18 protein-coding genes are annotated in these 18934 nt (G+C 71.3%); 2 read left to right on the plus strand and 16 right to left on the minus strand.

Translation table 11 applies throughout. From position 1 onward, the window contains the following. Nucleotides 1-60: 60 nt before the first annotated feature. Nucleotides 61-1068: a tetratricopeptide repeat protein gene (locus ITJ56_RS03400; protein WP_194627680.1), complete on the minus strand. Its 1008-nt coding sequence runs from the start codon at nucleotides 1066-1068 to the stop codon at nucleotides 61-63. Continuing rightward, nucleotides 1065-2807: a hypothetical protein gene (locus ITJ56_RS03405; protein WP_194627682.1), complete on the minus strand. Its 1743-nt coding sequence runs from the start codon at nucleotides 2805-2807 to the stop codon at nucleotides 1065-1067. Before ITJ56_RS03405 ends, ITJ56_RS03400 begins: the two co-directional genes overlap by 4 nt. Before the next feature lie 184 nt (nucleotides 2808-2991). Here ITJ56_RS03405 and ITJ56_RS03410 point away from each other — a divergent pair, with 184 nt between their 5' ends. Beyond that, the gene (locus ITJ56_RS03410) at nucleotides 2992-4830 is read left to right on the plus strand and encodes a hypothetical protein (RefSeq protein WP_194627684.1); all 1839 of its coding nucleotides are present in this window, start codon (nucleotides 2992-2994) and stop codon (nucleotides 4828-4830) included. A 114-nt stretch (nucleotides 4831-4944) separates the two neighbouring features. Here the strand turns inward: ITJ56_RS03410 and ITJ56_RS03415 are convergent, their stop codons facing one another. The 10 genes from ITJ56_RS03415 to ITJ56_RS03460 all read right to left on the minus strand — a co-directional run bounded on the left by ITJ56_RS03415 (nucleotide 4945) and on the right by ITJ56_RS03460 (nucleotide 13717). Continuing rightward, nucleotides 4945-5682 carry an alpha/beta hydrolase gene (locus tag ITJ56_RS03415; protein ID WP_194627685.1) on the minus strand — a complete coding sequence of 246 codons (738 nt, stop codon included), beginning with the start codon at nucleotides 5680-5682 and terminating at the stop codon, nucleotides 4945-4947. Then, on the minus strand, nucleotides 5679-5981 hold the full coding sequence (locus ITJ56_RS03420; protein WP_194627686.1) for a hypothetical protein: 303 nt from the start codon (nucleotides 5979-5981) through the stop codon (nucleotides 5679-5681). The genes ITJ56_RS03415 and ITJ56_RS03420 overlap by 4 nt, the downstream gene beginning before the upstream one ends. Nucleotides 5982-5993: 12 nt before the next feature. Next, the gene (locus ITJ56_RS18270; RefSeq protein WP_416354748.1) at nucleotides 5994-6746 is read right to left on the minus strand and encodes a transglycosylase SLT domain-containing protein; all 753 of its coding nucleotides are present in this window, start codon (nucleotides 6744-6746) and stop codon (nucleotides 5994-5996) included. Nucleotides 6747-7031: 285 nt separating this feature from the next. Continuing rightward, entirely contained in the window at nucleotides 7032-7580 is a 549-nt protein-coding gene (locus ITJ56_RS03430; protein WP_194627687.1) for a DivIVA domain-containing protein, read from the minus strand. 90 nt (nucleotides 7581-7670) lie between these two features. After that, the gene (locus tag ITJ56_RS03435) at nucleotides 7671-8615 is read right to left on the minus strand and encodes a phosphatidate cytidylyltransferase (protein ID WP_194627688.1); all 945 of its coding nucleotides are present in this window, start codon (nucleotides 8613-8615) and stop codon (nucleotides 7671-7673) included. A gap of 65 nt (nucleotides 8616-8680) precedes the next feature. Next, the gene (gene frr / locus ITJ56_RS03440) at nucleotides 8681-9235 is read right to left on the minus strand and encodes a ribosome recycling factor (RefSeq protein WP_194627689.1); all 555 of its coding nucleotides are present in this window, start codon (nucleotides 9233-9235) and stop codon (nucleotides 8681-8683) included. A gap of 47 nt (nucleotides 9236-9282) precedes the next feature. Further along, complete coding sequence (pyrH, locus tag ITJ56_RS03445) at nucleotides 9283-10002, minus strand: UMP kinase (RefSeq protein WP_017888241.1); 720 nt, start codon at nucleotides 10000-10002, stop codon at nucleotides 9283-9285. Nucleotides 10003-10116: 114 nt separating this feature from the next. Then, nucleotides 10117-10944 carry a translation elongation factor Ts gene (tsf, locus tag ITJ56_RS03450; protein ID WP_194627690.1) on the minus strand — a complete coding sequence of 276 codons (828 nt, stop codon included), beginning with the start codon at nucleotides 10942-10944 and terminating at the stop codon, nucleotides 10117-10119. A gap of 85 nt (nucleotides 10945-11029) precedes the next feature. After that, the gene (gene rpsB, locus ITJ56_RS03455; protein WP_194627691.1) at nucleotides 11030-11962 is read right to left on the minus strand and encodes a 30S ribosomal protein S2; all 933 of its coding nucleotides are present in this window, start codon (nucleotides 11960-11962) and stop codon (nucleotides 11030-11032) included. A gap of 312 nt (nucleotides 11963-12274) precedes the next feature. Continuing rightward, nucleotides 12275-13717, minus strand: a complete 1443-nt coding sequence (locus ITJ56_RS03460; RefSeq protein ID WP_323749710.1) for a sugar porter family MFS transporter — start codon at nucleotides 13715-13717, stop codon at nucleotides 12275-12277. Nucleotides 13718-14091: 374 nt separating this feature from the next. Here ITJ56_RS03460 and ITJ56_RS03465 point away from each other — a divergent pair, with 374 nt between their 5' ends. After that, nucleotides 14092-14703, plus strand: coding sequence for a murein hydrolase activator EnvC family protein (locus ITJ56_RS03465; protein ID WP_194627693.1), 612 nt, complete (start codon nucleotides 14092-14094; stop codon nucleotides 14701-14703). Nucleotides 14704-14709: 6 nt separating this feature from the next. Here the strand turns inward: ITJ56_RS03465 and ITJ56_RS03470 are convergent, their stop codons facing one another. From ITJ56_RS03470 to ITJ56_RS03485, 4 genes are read right to left on the minus strand one after another with little or no spacing between them, the layout of a single operon-like run. Next, the gene (locus ITJ56_RS03470) at nucleotides 14710-15666 is read right to left on the minus strand and encodes a tyrosine recombinase XerC (RefSeq protein WP_323749711.1); all 957 of its coding nucleotides are present in this window, start codon (nucleotides 15664-15666) and stop codon (nucleotides 14710-14712) included. Nucleotides 15667-15691: 25 nt separating this feature from the next. Continuing rightward, complete coding sequence (dprA, locus tag ITJ56_RS03475) at nucleotides 15692-16933, minus strand: DNA-processing protein DprA (protein ID WP_194627695.1); 1242 nt, start codon at nucleotides 16931-16933, stop codon at nucleotides 15692-15694. Next, the gene (locus tag ITJ56_RS03480) at nucleotides 16930-18453 is read right to left on the minus strand and encodes a YifB family Mg chelatase-like AAA ATPase (protein ID WP_194627697.1); all 1524 of its coding nucleotides are present in this window, start codon (nucleotides 18451-18453) and stop codon (nucleotides 16930-16932) included. The genes dprA and ITJ56_RS03480 overlap by 4 nt, the downstream gene beginning before the upstream one ends. Then, on the minus strand, nucleotides 18450-18839 hold the full coding sequence (locus ITJ56_RS03485; protein ID WP_194627698.1) for a YraN family protein: 390 nt from the start codon (nucleotides 18837-18839) through the stop codon (nucleotides 18450-18452). Before ITJ56_RS03485 ends, ITJ56_RS03480 begins: the two co-directional genes overlap by 4 nt. Nucleotides 18840-18934 lie beyond the last annotated feature (95 nt).

The following is an 18934-nucleotide window of genomic DNA, read 5'->3' on the forward strand; positions in this document are numbered from 1 at the left end:
TATCCGGCGGCGTCTCGCTGTGACGACGGCGTCTCGCTCGCCGCTCGTGTCCGTTCGGCGCTAGTACAGGGCGTTCGCCAGACGGCGGCGAGCCGCGACCACGCGCGGGTCGTCGCTGCCGATGAGCTCGAAGTACTCGACCAGACGCACGCGGAGTGCCTCGCGGTCGTCGCCGAACACCGTGGGCACGAGGTCGAGGAGGCGCGCGAAGGCGTCCTCGACGTGTCCACCCGAGATGTCGAGGTCGGCGACGGCCAGCTGTGCCTGCACGTCCTGCGGACCTGCCGCTGCCGCGGCGCGGATCTCGTCGGCAGTCCGGCCGTTCAACCGGTCGAGCAGCGAGACCTGCGCGAGGCCCGCGACGGCCATCTGGTCGTGCGGGTCCTGCAGGATGGCGGTCTTGTACTCCTCGATCGCGGTGGCGAAGTCGCCCCGCTCGATCGCGTCGTACGCGGCCTGGTGGTGCGGCGGGAGCGGCTCCGGCTCTGGCTCGCCCTGCTCGGCGGCGTCCTCGGGAGCGGCTGCCCCGTCAACGGTGACCCGGCCGGACACGCCGTTCTCCTCAGCGGCCTGCAGGACCTGCTCGAAGACGTCGCGGACCTGCGCCTCGGGCAGGGCGCCGACGAAGAGCCCGAGCGGGCGTCCGCCGATGACCGCCGCCACCGTCGGGATCGACTGCGCCTGGAACGCCTGCACGAGCTGCGGGTTCGTGTCGGCGTCCACCTTGGCGAGCACCACCCGGCCGCCGTACTCGGCGGTGAGCTGCTCGAGGATCGGCGAGAGCTGCTTGCACGGCCCGCACCACTCGGCCCAGATGTCCACGATGACGGGGACGACGGTCGAGAGCTGCAGGACGTCCTGGAACGTCTGGTCGGTGACGTCCATGACGAGCGACGGGACCGTCAGGTCCGCGCCGGTCTCGGTTCCGGGTGCGACGGCACCGGCCGGGCCACCGGCAGGAGCCGGAGCGCCGACGGGCGGTTGGGAGGACCGCTGTGCGCGGTCGACGAGGGACGACAGGTCGACGGCTCCGCGGAGCCCGGACGGTGTCGGGGGGATGTTGCTCATTGCACCTCACTTGCTGCGGTCAGGCCCTGCGTGAACCCGAGCAGGACCACTCTGTCATCCGAGGCGACCGGGGGCACGTAGAAGAGCAGCTGGACGCTGTAGGTCGCGCTGATGCCCTTCGTGCTGGTGTCGACACCGGACAGCGCCTTCACGGCACCCTCGGTGTTGACCTCGGCGCCCGATGCGGTCGGGGTCACCTTCTCGATCTCGTTCAGGTCGGCGGACACGAGAGCGCCCGCGTCGTCGGTCGCGATGGCGACCGCGGAGTCCGACGGGACCTCGGACGAGTACTCGATCTCCGCCGTGTCCGGCAGGGCCTTGGCCTTCTTGTCCTTGTAGGCCTTGCCGATCGTGGTGCGGAGCGCGTCACCCTCGGTCGCGAACAGGTCCGCGTACTCGCTGGCGGTGTCCTTCGACAGGATGTCGCCGTAGGCGGTCGCCACCTGGTCGGGTGCGATCGTCAGGAGCTTCGACTCCGGCGCCAGGAGCGCTGCGCCGATCGAGGTCGGGGCGAGGCTCGGGATCTTCGCGTCCGCCTCGAGCGAGACGTCGTAGGCGACCTTGTAGGGGTCGCGCGCCGAGTCCTGCACGAGGGTCAGGGCCTGCGGCGCCGACTTGGCGTCGCAGTCCTCGGCGACGATGGTGAACACCGTGCGGGGCCAGGCCTCGGTCTGCTGCGGCAAGGCCACGCACACCTGGCCTGCCGAGATCGTCGGCGGTGCCTCGACGTCGGAGTCCTTGCCGCGGATCGAGTAGTTCGCCTGGCGCAGCTCGAGCGCGGCGCCGGTGAACCGGGTCTCGGCGAGCTTGCCGTCCCGCGCGCCGTCGGCCTGCTCGGCCACGGCGGCGATGCGCTGCACGACGCGCGTGATCTGCTGCTTCGTCGCGGCGGTCGGCTCGGTGGTGTCCGGCGCTCCCGTCGCGGTCGCGGTGGGTGTCGGGGTGGCGAGCGAGTCGTCGCCGCCCTGCGGCCAGTAGTCCGACGAGCACCCGGCCAGGGTCAGGGCACCGACGAGCAGCACCGGGACGCCCACGAAGGCACGCGAGCCACGGCGGCCACGGCGCGGGACCTGGGCACCGGCGGCGGCGGCACGGCGCGAGGCACGGACGCGGGGCGGGCGGGTCCCACCGCTGCGCCGGCGAGGACCGCGACCGCGGCGCTGGTGCAGGAACGCGAGGACGAGCAGCACGAGGCCTCCCAGGACGAACACGCCGCCGGCGACGAGCAGTGGCCCGACCGCAGGGGTCGCGGTGTCCTGCGGCCAGGTCACGGAGACGTCACTCGGGGCGGCCGCCCGGCCGTCGCTCACCACGAGGACGGAGACGTCCTGCGGCAGACGGACGGTGAACTGGCCGGCGCCGTCGTACTCCTGGTACCAGAGGTCGCTGCCCTTCGGCGACGGGACGCTCGTCCCGGTGCCGGTGGTGGTGCCGACGAGCGCGGCCTGCTCGGCGTCGAAGCGGAGCGTGGTGTGCTCGGCGTCCCCGACCCAGGCATCCACGTCGGCGGTCTTGCCGTAGGCGGCGAACACCTTGCCGGACCCGGAAATGTTGATGCGCTGGTACCCGGGGTTCGCGTTGAGGGTCGAGCCGGGGATGACGGTGACCGGAGCGGAACTGGTGGTCGTGCTCTCGGCGACGAGCGAGGACGGCGGGGCGAACACGGTCCGCTGTCCCACCGCCAGCGCGACGAGCAGCAGGCCGATGACGAAACTGACGATCGCCAGGACGAATCGCACGAACACTCTCCCTACCGCGCCGGGGTGGGGATGTCGGCGCGCGAATCAGCCACTCAGAATAGCGAGCAACGCTGGACGGCGCATCAATCCGCGCTGTCTCCGGACTCAGACGACCCCGTCCGGCCAGCACTACAATCAACCGGGGGCCGAACCGGGCCCTCCGCCGACCACCCAGGAGCGACACGTGGCGAACGACGAGGCCGAGTTCGGGACCGAGCTGCGCGGGTACCGCCGCGACGAGGTCGAGCGCTCACTGAACGACCTGCGCCGCGAGCTCATCAAGTCGAACAACGACCGCGCCGAGGCCGCGAAGGAGATCCGTCTCCTGCAGGCCCGCGTCTCCGAACTGCAGGGCGAGCTCGACGAGGCCGGCACACCCACCTACAGCGGTCTGGGCACCCGGCTCGAGTCCACACTGCGCGTCGCCGAGGAGCAGTCGACCAGGCTCATCAGCCAGGCCGACATCGATGCGCAACGCCTGCGTGCCTCGAGCCGCGCCGAGGCCGAGCGCACCGTCCGTGAGGCGCAGGAGGAGGCGAGCGACACCCTCGAGGACGCCCGCACCCGCGCCACCAACGAGCTCACCCGCGCCCGAGCCGAGGCCGCCGACACCGTCGAGCGTGCTCGTGCCGAGGCCGGCTTGCTCACGCAGGACGCCCGGAACGAGGCTGCCGCGATCCGCGGTGCTGCAGTGACCGAGGCCGCGGAGGTCCGCTCCGTCGCGATCCGCGAGACCAACGCGCTGCGCGCACAGGTCGAGCACGAGGTCGCCGAGCTGCGCGAGATCGCCCAGCGCGAGTCGGCCGATGCCCGCACCGCCGCTGCCGAACTCGACCGTGAGACCGAGCACCGCCGCTCCGTCTTCGAGGCCGACCACGCCCGGCGCACGGAGGACCTCGACCGCGAGGAGACCACCCGGCGCGATGCCCTCGAGCGCGAGGTCACCGAAGGACGAGCCGCGTGGCACCGGGAGCGCGACGAGGAGCAGCAGGCCCACGCCCTGGCGCTCGAGACCGGTCGCGCCGAGCTCGAGGCCGAGGTCACCCGCCGCCGCGCCGAGCTCGACAGCGAGCTCGGCGACCGCCGCCGCGAACTCGACGAGGAACTCGCCGCCGCGCGCGCCGAATGGGACCGCGAACTCGCCGCCGCCCGGACCGCGCTCGCGCAGGAGACGGAGGCAGCGCGGGCCCAGCTCCGCGTCGACGAGGAGCAGACCAGGATCGAGAACGAGCGCCTGGTGCAGGAGACCTCCGTCCGCATCGCCCGCGAACTCGAGGAGCACGACACCCGCATCGCACAGGAACGCGCCGAGGCCGACGCGGCCGCCGAGCGGGCGGTCCGCGAGCACGAGAACGCGATCGCCGCACGACGGGAGCGCGAGCACGCCGAGGTGGACGCCGAGATCGCCGACCGCCGCACCGCCGAGCTCGGGGTGCTCGAGGCCGAGCGCATCGCCCTGCGCCAGGAGATCGACACCGCCCGCGCCGACCTGGTGAAGGAGCGCGACGAGGCCCGTGCAGAGATCGCCCGGGAGCGCGATGAGGCCCGCACCACGCTCGAGTCCGAGCTCGCCGCCCGCCGCGACGACGCCGAGCAGGACTACCTGCGGAAGCACCACGAGACGGTGACCGAGACGCAGAAGTACCTGGACGAGGCGAACCTGCAGCTCGCCGAGGCCACCCGCCGCGCGACCGAGGCCCGTGAGCGTGCCGAACGCCTGCAGCAGGAGGCCGACGACCTCGAGCGCACCAGCACCGCCGAGGCCCAGGAGCACGCCCGCACCATCGTCGCCGACGCCCAGGACCGCGTGCACCGCATGGTCGCGGAGGCCGAGGAGCGCACTGCGGGGGTCATCGCCGAGGCCGAGGACCGCTTGGCAGCCATCCGCACCGAGCGCGAGGCGGTCGCTGGGTACCTGGAGAACCTCCGCGGCGTCCTCACGAACGCCACAGGGCTGCTGGGCACCGCACCCGGCGAGTCGTCGGCCCGGGCCGACGACGGCGAAGACTCGACCGGCCGCTGACGGACACCGGCCTGGAGGCGCGCCCCGCGCCTCCAGGCCGGCGCACGCCACGAGCTGGCGCACGCCACGGGCTGGCGCACGTCACGGGCCCGCCCAGATTGCGCGGTGTGCGTGTCAGACCGGCCAGTGCGTCGGCATCGGTGCGCTGCCCGGCACCACGAGGTCGGCGACGGCGTCGAGTACGATCCGCACGTACCGCTCCCCCACCCACAGGTGCTTCGCACCGGCGACGGGGACGACCCGGACGTTCGGGGCGAGCGCGAACCGCCCTGCAGCGTCTGCCGGCTGCAGGAAGTCGTCGTGCTCCGGCACGAGGGCGACGACCGGCACGTCGACGGCTGCCCAGCGCGCGAGTTCCTCGTCGGACGTGCGGTGCAGCGGCGGCGACAGCAGGACCACGCCGGCCACCCTGCCGGCCTCGACGTGTTCGAGCGCGTGCTTGAGGATCACCTCGGTGCCGAAGGACCACCCCACGAGCCACGGAGTCGGCAGCCCGCGGTCGACGACCTCGGCGACGGCCGCCCGCAGGTCGAACCCCTCTGCGACACCGTCGCCGAAGACCCCCTCGGACGTCCCGCGCGGCGAGGTCACCGAGCGGAAGTTGAACCGCAGGACCGCGATGTCGGCGAGGGCCGGCAGCCGGGCAGCCGCCTTCTTCAGCACGTGCGAGTCCATGAACCCGTGCGCGGTCGGCAGCGGGTGGAGGGTGACGATCGTGCCGCGGGCCGGGGCGTCGAGCGGTTCGGCGAGCTCCCCGACGAGGGTGAGGTGGTCATCCGTGACGAGTTCCACGTCCGTACGGCGGGCGGGCAGCTCGGTGGCGGACCGGATCTCGGTCGAGGGGTCGGTCATGCGATGCTCCAGCAGTGGTTGTGCCAGTGCCGCCGAGACGCCAGGTCTGCCGCGTCGCCGAGGACACCGTCGGTACGCCAGACGACCACGTGCGCGGTGCCGGGCACGACGGTGCCACCGCACCCCGGGCAGATGTACTCCTTCTGCGCGGACGCGGCGGAGATCGGCTGGACCTGGTACTCGCGGCCCCGGCGGACCTCGGTGCGCTTCCACCCGCCCATCAGCCGGTCGAGAGCGGTCTCCTCGTCATGGTCGAGGTCGCGACCACGGGGCCGCCGCGGTCGGTTGCTGCGCGGCACCCCGGCAGCCGATCAGTACCAGTTGTTGGCCTGGCTGTGACCCCATGCACCACACGGGGTGCCGTAGACACCGGCGATGTAGTTCAGGCCCCAGGTGATCTGCGTGGCGGGGTTGGTCTGCCAGTCGGCACCAGCGGTGGCCATCTTGCTGCCTGGGAGCGCCTGCGGGATGCCGTACGCACCGCTGGGGTTGTAGGCGTTCACCCGCCAGCCGGACTCCTTGTTCCAGAGCGAGACGAGGCAGTTGTACTGATCGGTGCCCCACCCGCGGGCTGTGACCTGCTCGAGCGCGATCGCCTGGGCGCTGCCGGGGTCGGGCGTGGCGGCAACGGCGCCGAGCGCGTTGGCAGCGGAGACGGGTGCGGTCTCGGTCGCTGCTGCATCCGCGGTGTCGTCGGTCGTGTCCGAGTCGGCCTCGTCCTCTTCGACGACGGGCTTGACCACCTTGGGCGCCGGGACGGTCACGCCGTAGCCGTCGCGCTCCGCGGCGACCTCGGCGTAGGTGCCGTGCGCGGTGTACTGCTGTGGCGCCGGGGCCTTCACGAGCACCGGGGTGTCGACAGCGGCCTGCGCGACGTCGGCCTGGAGCGGGTTGAAGAGTGAACCGCCGACGAAGAGGAACACGCCGACGAAGGAGAACAGCGGGACGGTGGCGCGCTTGCGGGCGAACGTGTTCACCGAGGAGACACGGCTGACCGCTGCCGTGGACGTCACGGTCGCGCGGCGCTGCTTCTGCGCAGGCGAGCCGACCGGTGCACTGACCACGTCGTGGGCGAAGGCTGCGACGCGCTCGTCGGAGACACGGTTCGCCGCCACCGACTTCGGCGTGGCGACCGTCGTCGCCGGCTGAGCCTGCGCGGTCACCCCGAGCGCCGACCTGTCGGTCGTGCGGGTTCGCTGCATTGCCGCGCGGCGCTCACCGGCAGCCTGGAGGCCGAGGTGCTCGCGGGAATCGCGGTCGGAGCTGATGTCTGCCGTGTGCCTGCCCATGAGTAGGAACAGGATAACGGAACGATCACGGAAAACGAAGCACCTGGGGACGGCGCGTCGTCACCGGACCGCGAGCATCACCTCGACGACGGCGTCGAGCAGCGCGTCGACCTGGGCCTCACGGTACCCACCGTGCTTCGGACGGAAGACGATTGACCGGACCTCGGTCAGGCTGAGTGGCTTGCCCTCGCGGAAGTAGCCGGCGAGTCGGGCGGCGAACGTGTCGACGTCCTTCGGGTGGTACCCGGTGCCGAGCACGCTGACCCGGCTGAACCGCTGACCGTCCGGACGCTCGAGGCGCGCCACGACGTCCGACGCCTTCGTCCGGGCCTCGGCGTACCAGGCCTTCTTGCCGACCTCGCTCATCTCACGCTCGCGCTCCCGGGCTGCGAAGGCGTCCTCGAGGCGCTCGAGTGCGGCGTCGACGTGGGACGTGGAGTACCCGCCCTTCCGCATCGAGAACGCGGTGGCGCGGATCTTCGCGGCCTCGATCCCGGGGGCGCTGTCGTCGGCGGAGTAGGCGCGCCGGGCGTCCTCGAGGAAACGCTCGACTTCGTCGACGTCGTAACCGAGGGCGGAACGGGCTGCGGTCGGGAAGGTGGTGGCCACGGCGTCATTCTGCCAGTCCCGACCCGTGGCACAACCTGGACGCGCTGAACGCGACACTCAGGCCGCACGGAGACGGTCGGCGATGAACGGTCAGTGGTTGACGACCAAGTACAGCACGTAGGCGACCGCGGCCGACGGAAGGATGCTGTCGATGCGATCGAGCAGGCCGCCGTGTCCGGGCAGGAACGACGAGATGTCCTTGATGCCGAGGTCGCGCTTGATCATCGACTCGGTCAGGTCGCCGAGCGTGGCAGACCCGGAGATGAGGACGCCGAGCACGACACCGGTCCACCAGGGCAGTCCGAGCATGAGCCAGGCCACCAGGATACCGACGACGATGCTCGCCGCGACGGACCCGGCGAAGCCCTCCCAGGTCTTCTTCGGGCTGATGCGCGGCGCCATCGGGTGCTTGCCCAGGTTCAGTCCGGTCGCGTAGGCACCGGTGTCGACCGCGACGACGATCAGGATGAACCCGATCACCCAGAGCGGGCCGTCGCGCTGTGCTGACAGCAGGACGACGCAGGCACCGAGCAGTGACACGTAGGCCTGCACGAACAGGCCGTTCGTGAGGTCGCGGACCACGTTGCCCGCCGATGGACGCGGCCTCGCGATGGCCACCTCGACCAGACGCCACACGCTGATCAGCACGATCCCGCCGAGCAGGGTGAAGAGCGCTGCAGCCTGTCCGAGGAGGAACGCAGCGGGCACGATGGCGACCGCTACCGCGACGCTCGGGATCCGCGGGACGTCGCGCCCGGCGAAGCGCATCGCGCTCGTGAGCTCGTACACTCCGACGCCGAGCAGGAACGCCGCCGCGACCATGAAGGACGGGGGCCAGATGAGCAGTGTGCCGAGCATGACGACGGCGAACGCGAGCGCGATGCCGATCGCCGCCGGCAGGTTGCGCCCGGTGCGAGCGGTCAGCGCCTCGTTGCGTGCGCCGAGGTCGGCCTTCCGCTGCCGGACCTGCGCTTCGAAATCGGCGCGCGCGGCCCGAGCCCGGGCATCGAAGTCCTGGCGGAGGCCCCGCTTCACGGGCCCGCTCGACGCGGGCCCGTGCTCTGCTGTGGGGCGGTCATCGCCCTGGTCGGGACGACGCATCAGACCTCGAGGAGTTCGGCTTCCTTCTTCTTCAGCGCGTCGTCGATCTGGTCGACGTGCTTCTTCGTCAAGGCTTCGAGGTCCTTGTCGCCGCGTGAGATCTCGTCGTCGGAGATCTCACCCTTGAGCGCGTCGAGGTCGTCCTTGGCCTTGCGACGGATGTTCCGGATGACGACCTTGTGGTCCTCGCCCTTGCTGCGCACGAGCTTCACGAACTCCTTGCGGCGGTCCTGGGTGAGCTCCGGGATCGTCACACGGACGATCTCGCCGTCGTTCGACGGGCTGGCGCCGAGGTTCGGGAACGTCGCGATGGAGCGTTCGATCTCCTTCAGCGCGGACTTGTCGTACGGCGTGACGATGAGCGTTCGGGCCTCGGGCGTCTGCAGCGACGCGAGCTGCGCGAGCGGCGTCGGGGTGCCGTAGTAGTCGACCGGGATCTTCTGGAAGAGCGCGGCGTTGATCCGGCCGGTTCGGACGGTCGAGAAGTCGTCCTTGGCGACCTCCACGGCCTTTGCCATCTTCTCGGTGGCTTCGGTGAGGACATCACTGATCACGGTGTTACTCCTTCGGTACTGGCGTCGAGTCTAGTCAGCGCGGCGGGTCAGTTGCTGACCACGGTGCCGATGCGCTCCCCGCGGATGGCTGCCTGGACGTTGCCGTCGCCCTCCATGCCGAAGACGTGCATCGGCATGCCGTTGTCCATGCAGAGCGAGAACGCGGTGGCGTCGACGACCTTCAGGCCCTTGAGCAGAGCGTCCTGGTAGGTGACGTGGTGCAGTTTCTCGGCCGAGGCGTCCTTCTTCGGGTCGGCGGTGTACACCCCGTCGACGCCGTTCTTGGCGACGAGGACCTCGTCGGCCTTGATCTCGAGCGCCCGCTGCGCCGCGACCGTGTCGGTGGAGAAGTAGGGCAGCCCGGCCCCGGCGCCGAAGATCACGACGCGGCCCTTCTCGAGGTGCCGCTCGGCGCGCCGCGGGATGTACGGCTCGGCGACCTGGGTCATCGCGATGGCCGACTGCACGCGCGTGGCGGCCCCGGCCTGCTCGAGGAAGTCCTGCAGGGCCAGGGCGTTCATCACGGTGCCGAGCATGCCCATGTAGTCGGCGCGACCGCGGTCCATGCCGCGCTGCGAGAGCTCGGCGCCACGGAAGAAGTTGCCCCCGCCGACCACGATCGCGATCTCGACCTCACGGGCGGCGACGGCGATCTCCTTGGCGATGGTGCCGATCACGTCGGGGTTGACACCGAGGGAGCCGGCGCCGAACGCCTCTCCCGACAGCTTCAGCAGTACGCGGCGTCGTCCGGTCTTCTCGTCGGTCATCTGGTCCGCACCCTTCGTCGTGGTCTCGTGGAAATGTACTCGCGGATGTCGCGCGCACCTGCGCGCGAAAACGGGGCCAGGAACCGGTTGGTTCCTGGCCCCGTCACGGGTTCGTTACGCGCCGACCTTGACGCGGGCGAAGCCCTGGATGGTGATGCCGGCGTTCTCGGCGGCCTTCGCGACGGAGATCTTGTTGTCCTTCGCGTAGTCCTGGTCGAGGAGCGCCACCTGCTTGATGTAAGCGTTCAGACGGCCCTCGACGATCTTCGGGAGCGCAGCCTCGGGCTTGCCCTCCTCGCGCGTGATCGCCTCGACGGTCGCGCGCTCCTTCTCGATGGCCTCGGCCGGGACCTCGTCGCGCGTCAGGTACGTCGGGTTCGCGAACGCGACGTGCTGGGCGATCGAACGGGCCTCCGCTGCGTTGTCACCCTCGTACGCGATGACGACGGCGATCTGCGGCGGCAGGTCCTGGCTGGTCTTGTGCAGGTAGATCTCGAAGGCCGAACCCTCGACACGGCGGACCGTTCGGACCTCGAGCTTCTCGCCCAGCGCAGCGGCGGCCTCGTTGACGACGTCGAGGACGGTCTTGCCGTCCAGGGGTGCGGCGTTGGCCGACGCGACGTCGGCGGCACCGGCGGCGGCGACCGCACCGAGCACCTTGTCGGCGAGGGTCGTGAACTTCTCGTTCTTCGCGACGAAGTCGGTCTCGCTCGCCAGTTCGACGACCGTGGCGGCGCCGTTCTCGGAGGTCGCGACGACGACACCCTCGGAGGTGGCACGGTCATCGCGCTTGGCGACGGCCTTGGCACCCTTGATGCGGAGCAGCTCGACGGCCTTGTCGTAGTCGCCGTCGGCCTCGACGAGCGCATTCTTCGCGTCCATCATGCCGGCGCCGAGGTCCTCGCGGAGCTTCTTCACGTCAGCAGCGGTGAAGTTTGCCATTGACTGGAGTCCTTTCTGGACTGTACGTGTGTGGAGAGTGGCGAAGCAGGCGCCGGACCCGGTCGGATCCGGCGCCTGCGACAGGTCACTCGGCGGGGGTGGTCTCCGCGGCTGCCTCGGCCTCGGCCGTGGGCTCCGCGTTCTTCGCCTCGTCGGCGATCGGCTCGCCGATCTCCTTCGCGGCGACCTGCGCGTCAGCGTCGTTCTCCTCGACGGTGCTGCCTTCCGCCGGAGCGGCGGGCGTCTCGGCCGTGGCCGCGTCGTCGCCACCGAGGAGCTCCTGCTCCCATGCGGCGAGGGGCTCGCTGGCCTCGTCGTCGTCCCCGCCGTTGTGACGGGTCTTCAGGCCCTCGGCCGCGGCGTCGGCAACGATGCGGGTGAGGAGACCGACGGAGCGGATCGCGTCGTCGTTGCCCGGGATCGGGTAGGTGATCTCGTCGGGGTCGCAGTTGGTGTCGAGGATGCCGATGATCGGGATACCGAGCTTCTGCGCCTCGTCGACTGCGAGGTGCTCCTTCTTCGTGTCGACGATCCAGAGCGCGCTCGGGGTCCGCGTGAGGTTACGGATACCACCGAGGGTCTTGTGGAGCTTGTCCAGCTCGCGCTTCTTGATGAGGAGCTCCTTCTTGGTGAAGCCCTTCGTCGTGTCGTCGAAGTCGATCTCCTCGAGCTCCTTCATGCGCGCGAGGCGCTTGGAGACCGTCTGGAAGTTCGTGAGCAGACCGCCGAGCCAACGCTGGTTGACGTACGGCTGGCCGACGCGGGTCGCCTGCTCGGCGATGGAGCCCTGCGCCTGCTTCTTGGTGCCCACGAAGAGGATCGTGCCACCGTGCGCGACCGTCTCCTTGACGAAGTCGTACGCGCGGTCGATGAAGGCCAGCGACTGCTGCAGGTCGATGATGTGGATACCCGAGCGCTCGGCGAGGATGAAGCGCTTCACCTTCGGGTTCCACCGACGGGTCTGGTGTCCGAAGTGGACGCCGCTGTCGAGCAGCTGGCGGATGGTGACGACGGCCATGTGCCGTCCTCCTTCTGTGTTCTCGGCGCGCAGGCGTGCTCTCGCACATCGCTACGGACCTGTTGCGGTTGTGTCGACCACGACCGGGGGGCGTGGTCCCTGGTGTCCTGGCACACGACCGCCCACTCGTGAGAGCGGGACCGGTGGTCGGGTGCCGAGCCGAAGACGGCGCTCCGTTGACGACCCTGTGGACACGCGAAGTCAGCGCGCATCAGCGCACTGCTGGATAGATGCTAACAGACGTCGCGGCCCGGATCACGTACGCCTCGCGGCTGACGCGATCCGGGCCTCCCAGCTGACGATCCGGGTGGATCAGGCCTTGGCGCTCACCGTGTCGCCCTCGGCGGAGATGCCCATCTCCTCGAGCGAACGGCCCTTCGTCTCCGGGATCTTGGCGATGACGAAGAACAGCGACAGCAGCGCGAACAGCGCGTAGATGCCGTAGGTGACGGTGAGGTTGAAGCCGGACAGCACCGGGAACGAGATCGTGACGATGAAGTTCGCGATCCAGTTGGCAGCGGAGCCGATGCCGAGCGCCGTCGCGCGGATGCGGTTCGGGAACATCTCGCCGAGCAGGACCCACATGAGCGGGCCCCAGGTGGCACCGAAGGAGACCACGAACAGGTTCGCGAAGATCAGCGCGATGACGCCCCACGAGCCGGGCAGGCTCGGGCTGCCGTCGACGATCACCGACTGCGAGAACGCGATCGCGACCATCGTGAGCGAGACGAACATGCCGGCGGAACCGGCGACGAGCAGCGGCTTGCGGCCGACCTTGTCCACCATGAAGATCGCGATGAAGGTGACGGCGACGTTCACCACCGAGGTGATGGTGGAGATCAGGAACGAGTCCTCCTCCTTGAACCCGACGGCCTGCCAGAGCGTCGTGGAGTAGTAGAAGATCACGTTGATCCCGACGAACTGCTGCAGCACGGCGAGGATGATGCCGACCCAGACGATGGGCTGGAGCCCGAAGCGGTTGCCCCGGATGGAGCCCTTCTTCTCGTTGGCCTCCTTCGCGATGCCGTCCTGGATCTCCTCGATACTCGTGTTGACGGTGTCACGCGGGACGATCTTCGTCATGACCTCGCGCGCGTCGTCGGTCCTGCCCTTGGTGAGCAGGTAGCGCGGCGACTCGGGCAGCGTGATCGCGAGGATGCCGTAGACCACCGACGGGATGACGCCGACCAGGAACATCCAGCGCCACGCCGGCAGGCCGAACACCTCGGCCGACGCACTGCCAGCGGTGACCGCGAAGAACTGGTCGGAGAGCAGGGCGGCGAAGATGCCGAGGGTGATCGCGAGCTGCTGGAACGAGGCCAGACGCCCACGGATCGCCTTCGGGGAGACCTCGGAGATGTACGCGGGGGCAATGACCGACGCGGTGCCGATGCCGAGACCGCCGATCAGGCGCCACAGGACGAAGTCCCATGTGGCGAAGGCGAAGCCGGACCCGACCGACGACACGAAGAACAGCACGGCGGCCCAGAACATCACGCGGGTGCGACCCCAGCGGTCGGCGAGACGACCCGCGAAGTAGGCGCCGAACGCACACCCGATCAACGCCGACGCGACCGCGAAACCGCTCGCCCCGTCGGAGAGGTCGAACTCGCCCTTGATGGCCTCGACCGCGCCGTTGATGACCGACGAGTCGAAGCCGAACAGGAAGCCACCGACCGCCGCCGCGATGGCGAACAGGGTGACCTTCCCCTTGAACGCACGGTCTTCGCCGTGCCCGGTGGTCGTGGACGACACGATGCTCCCTGAGTTCTGCCGCCGTGCGGTCGTGCAGCACGGTGCCCCGGCGGTCGGCTGGTTCGCCGTCCGAGCGGCGTTGCGTGGTCCGGAGCGGCCCCGACTGTACTCCTCGGTGGGGATCCGGTCACAACCGGGGGTGGGATCGGGTCGCGGAGGCCGGTGCGGACGCGGAACGACAGGGTCGACGTCGTACGACAGCTTGGGTTTAGTCGCGCTCGTCGCGGCTCGATTCCTCCCCAGGCCGGGAGGCACGGCTCCCCCTCCACGGATCGCCCCGCGCCCGCCACGGGTCGGCTTCCCCCTACCAGGCTGGGGTCATGCGGCCCATCTCCCCTCGCAGGCACCCCACCTCCCCTGGTCGGCACGCGACGATGTTGCTCGAGGTACTCGCGGTGCTCGCGGCACTCGCGGTACTCGGATCGCTCGGAGCGCTCGGAGCGGGTACGGGTGCGACCACGAGCCCCGGAGCTGGTGGCGATCCTGGTGCCCTGGCACCACGGGTCGCGACGGCGACGGCGACGGAGCGGGCGGCGGCTCCGTCGCCGCGTCCCGGGTCTGCTGCGGCCCCCTGGGGCTGGCCGACGGGGTCTCGGGTGGTCGAGCGTGCGTGGGAAGCGCCGTCCTCCGACTACGCCGCCGGGCATCGGGGGCTCGACGTCCCCGCCGCACTCGGACGGGTCGCTTCGGCGGTGGACGACGGCACCGTGGCGTTCGCGGGGGCGGTGGGGGGCCGGACCGTCGTGACGATCGACCACGGCGGCGGGCTGGTCAGCACGCTCGACTCGGTGACACCGCTGGTCACCGCCGGTGACGAGGTCGAGCAGGGCGACCCGGTCGGGACGGTCTCGGTCGGGCACTGCCCGGCCGCGGCACCGTGCCTGCACCTCGGTGCCCGGGTCGACGGCCGCTACGTCGACCCGATGCCGTACCTGCCGCCCGCGGAGTGGCCCGTGCTGCTGCCCGAGTCGTCGTGGCCTGGTTGACGGGCTTCAGGCGCGAGGGTGGGCGGTGCGGTAGACCTCGCGCAGTCGCGCTGAGGAGACGTGCGTGTAGATCTGCGTCGTGCCGAGGCTCGCGTGGCCGAGGAGTTCCTGCACCGCGCGCAGGTCCGCTCCCCCGTCGAGCAGGTGCGTCGCAGCCGTGTGGCGGAAGGTGTGCGGGCCGCTCGGCCCTTCCCCGGGCAGGTCACCGAGCAACCGCGCGACGACACGGTAGGCGCTGCGGACCCCGAGCCGGGCACCGCGGTCGCCGAGGAACAGCGCTGTCCCGGCCGGCCTCTCAGCCCTGGCGGCGAGCGCCGGTCGTCCGCGCTCCAGCCAGGCCTCGAGGGCATCCCGGGCCGGCACCCCGAACGGCACCACCCGCTCCTTGCTGCCCTTGCCGAGTACCCGAACGGTGAGTCGCCCGCGATCGAGATCCGTGACGTCGAGCCCGACGAGTTCGCTGACCCGGATGGCCGCGGCGTACAGGAGCTCCACCAGCGCCAGGTCCCGGAGCGCCGTCGGATCGTCCGTCGCCGCCCGCGCTCCGAGGCCGTCGAGCATCGTGCGTACCTGGTCCGTGGACACGATGCGCGGCAGGTGGGAAGCGCCCTTCGGCGCGCGCAGCCGGACTCCGGCGTCGGTCGCGGTCACCCCGGTCTCGCTCGCCCACCGGGTGAAGGCCCGCACCGACGACGACCGTCGCGCGATCGTCGACCTGGCGAGCCGCCGCTGATCGGCCTCCCACAGCCAGTCGCGCAGGAGTTCGAGTCCGACGTCGGAGGCATGGTCGGTGCCGCGTGCGGACGCGAACGCCACGAACTGCTCGAGGTCGTTCGCGTAGGCGCGGAGCGTCTGCTCGCTGAGCCCGCGGGCGTGCCGGGCGTGAGCGAGGAACGCATCCACCGCCGCCACGAGCCGGTCACCCGCTCGCTCCTGCTCGGCCTGCTCCGACTGTTCCGCCACGTCGTCAGGGTACGGCCGTGCACCGTCATGCTCGGCCCCACCCGCCGCCGCTCGGGACGACGAGCCCCTGCAGCTGTGCAAGAGCGAGCGCATCGGCGACCTCGGCCGCCGACATCCCGGAGCGCCGGGCGATCTCCTCCTGCGGCAACGCCCGACGGCCGAGGGCATCGAGCACCCTGAGCACCTCGGGGTCCTGGCGCGCGGACAGGAGCGGTTCGTCCGGCACCGCTCCCCCGATGTCCCCCACCGCAGCAGCCCGGCTCCCCGCGACGGGATCACGCGGGTGCACGACGATCTGAGCCCGCCCCTGGGCGATGAGCCGGTGACACCCCACCGACGCCGAGGACGCGAACGCCCCGGGCACCGCGAACACCGGCCGGCCGAGCTGCGCCGCGTGGTGAGCGGTGTTGAGTGCTCCCGAGCGGGCACCGGCCTCGACCACGACCGTGGCGTCGGCCAGAGCAGCGATGAGCCGGTTCCGCGCCAGGAAGCGCCACCGCGTCGGCCGCGTCCCCGGTGCCGACTCGGCCACGAGCGCGCCCTGCCTCGCCACGTTGTGGAGCAGCTGCACGTTGCCGGCCGGGTAGAGCTGGTCGATCCCGCCTGCCAGGACGGCGATCGTCGGGGTCCCGGCGGCGATCGCCACCCGGTGTGCGACGGCATCGATGCCGTAGGCACCGCCGCTGACGATCGCGCAGCCGGCGTCCGCTGCCGTCGAGGTGATCTCAGCCGCTGCCTCGGCACCGGCGACGGTGTTCGCTCGGGAGCCGACCACCCCGAGCGCCACGCGGTCGCTCCCGGGGAGCGGCGCGGCGCTGCGGGTCCAGAGGACGACCGGAGCGTGGGGGCCGAGGTCGTCGACGGCCGACGGCCACCCGTCGGACTCGGGGACGAGCAGGCGCGCCCCGACGGCGGCAGCAGCGGCGAGGGCCTCGCCGACGTCCAGATTGGCGAGCCGCGGCCGCCAACGCTCCACCGCGGTCCGCAGCACGCCCAGCAGCTCCGCGGGGTCCTCTGCTCCGGGTACCTCGGCCTCGACGCACCCGCCGAGCAGCGCATCGAACTCCTGGTCGACCGCCAGCAGGACAGCGCCGAGCGCCCGCTCCGGTCCCAGTCCGGCGAGGAGGTCCCCCGCGACGGAGTCTCCCGGCTCCACGATGACGGACCACGCCACCCGCGACGCCGCCTGCACGAGGTCCACCGAAGCTCCGCCCGCGCCGAGCGCGCGGGCCACCGCGTCGAGCAGGTCGGTCCCCGCCGGCTTCACAGCGCACTCCGCAGGGCGAGCGCGGCGCGGACGTGTCCAGCCGTCGGGCGGTCGGCCGCGTCGAGGTCGGCGAGTGTCCACGCCAGGCGCATCACCCGGTCCCATCCGCGCATGGTCAGCGTGCCGAGGTCGAGCGCCCGGTCGAGTTCCTTCGTCGATCCGGACTCGGCCCGTCCGTCGGCCCGCAGCCACGTGCCGTTGACCTCGGCGTTCCGCGACCAGCCGGTGCCCCGCAGCCGCTCCGTCATGCGGCCCCGCGCCGCCGCCACCTCCGCGCGTGCCTCGGTCGTGGTCGGGGTGCTGCCGTCGGCGCCGCGCATCCGCCCCGTGGTGACGCGGGGCACGAGCACCCGGATGTCCATACGGTCGAGGAGCGGCCCGGACATCCGCCCGAGGTACCGGCGGACAGTGCTCGGCGAGCACTCGCAGGGCTGTCCGTGGGCCCCGCCCGCGTTGCCGCACGGACAGGGGTTGGCGGCGAGCACGACCTGGCACCGAGCGGGGAAGTCGGCGGCACCGGCCGCGCGGTGGATCGTGATCCGCCCAGACTCCAGCGGCTGCCGCAACGCGTCGAGCACCGCCCTGGGGAACTCGGGTGCCTCGTCGAGGAACAGGACGCCGCCGGTGGCCCGCGACACCGCGCCCGGACGCAACATCCCCGACCCGCCGCCGATGAGGGAGACAGCGGAGGCGGAGTGGTGCGGCGCCTCCCACGGCGGCTTGGTGCTCCACGATGCCGGTCCCAGTCCGGCGACCGACCGGACGGCGGCGACCTCGAGCGCGGCCTCGTCGTCGAGGTCCGGCAGCAGGCCGGGCAGACGCTCGGCGAGCATGGTCTTACCCGCTCCGGGTGGACCGAGCAGGAGCGCGTGGTGCCCGCCTGCGGCCGCAGCGATCAGGGCTCGGACGCCGATCGGGTTCCCGACCACGTCCGACAGTTCCGCCACGGGCCGCGGGGCCGCGGGCACCGGGACCTGCAGCACCGGGTCGACCTCGACCGGCGGCAGGAGCGCGCCGGCGTCGATCACCGCCGCCCGGAGCGAGTCGACGCCGCGGATCCGGACTCCGGCGACCACGCGTGCCTCGGTCAGGTTGCCGACGGGCAGCACGACCCGGTCGACTCCGGCGTCGCGTGCGGCGAGCACCATCGGGATCACCCCGGGCACCGGGCGCACCCGGCCGTCGAGTCCGAGCTCTCCGATGTACACGATCCGCTCGGAGACGTCCGGGGCCAGACCGGCCCCCGCGAGCACCGCCATCGCGATGGCGAGGTCGAAGCCGGATCCCCGCTTCGGGATAGCAGCCGGAGTGAGGTTGACCGTGATCCGACGTGCCGGCAGCGGGCAGCCGGCATTCGCCGCGGCCGCACGCACCCGCTCGCGCGCTTCGGCGAGCGACGTGTCCGGCAGACCGATGATGCTGAACGCCGGCAGCTGACTCGTGAGGTGGGCTTCGACCTCGATGCGCCGACCGGTGACGCCGAGCAGGGCGACCGCCGCTGCACGTCCGATGTCCGTCACAGGACACCCGCCAGGTGCTCGACGACGGTTCGCGGTCCGTCGACGTGGACCGCGACGGCGTCGATGCGCACGGACCGCGCGGAGACCTCCGGGTGGGCCTCGAACCACTCGGGGACCAGGCGCCGTAGACGGGCGAGCTTCGTGGCCGTGATCGCCTCGAACGGATGCCCGGTTGCTGCTCCCGAGCGCGTCTTCACCTCGATGAACGCGAGGGTGCAGGAATCCCACGCGACGATGTCGATCTCACCTCTGGCACATCGCCAGTTCCGATCGAGCACGCGGAAACCCCGCGCCTCGAGCCACGTCGCTGCCTGTTCTTCCCCGAATCGCCCGAGTCGGCCGTTCCGGAGTGTTCGTCCCGGTGGACGTTGCACGCTCTGTTCCATGTGGTTGCCTCCACGGCAACGATCGCGTGCGACGGAACGCCTCGGGAGGTGGGCGGAAGAACTGTGGAATCAGTCGGAGGAAACCGCCCTGTGGA

This window comes from Curtobacterium sp. VKM Ac-1376 (assembly GCF_015351025.1).
Taxonomy (GTDB): Bacteria; Actinomycetota; Actinomycetes; order Actinomycetales; family Microbacteriaceae; genus Curtobacterium.

Bases quoted from the DNA above. Each gene is read 5' to 3' on its own strand.
- ITJ56_RS03400 (WP_194627680.1), bottom strand. From the start codon at position 1,068: ATGAGCAACATCCCCCCGACACCGTCCGGGCTCCGCGGAGCCGTCGAC.
- ITJ56_RS03415 (WP_194627685.1), bottom strand. From the start codon at position 5,682: ATGACCGACCCCTCGACCGAGATCCGGTCCGCCACCGAGCTGCCCGCC.
- pyrH (WP_017888241.1), bottom strand. From the start codon at position 10,002: ATGACCGACGAGAAGACCGGACGACGCCGCGTACTGCTGAAGCTGTCG.
- tsf (WP_194627690.1), bottom strand. From the start codon at position 10,944: ATGGCAAACTTCACCGCTGCTGACGTGAAGAAGCTCCGCGAGGACCTC.
- rpsB (WP_194627691.1), bottom strand. From the start codon at position 11,962: ATGGCCGTCGTCACCATCCGCCAGCTGCTCGACAGCGGCGTCCACTTC.
- ITJ56_RS03465 (WP_194627693.1), top strand. From the start codon at position 14,092: ATGTTGCTCGAGGTACTCGCGGTGCTCGCGGCACTCGCGGTACTCGGA.
- ITJ56_RS03485 (WP_194627698.1), bottom strand. From the start codon at position 18,839: ATGGAACAGAGCGTGCAACGTCCACCGGGACGAACACTCCGGAACGGC.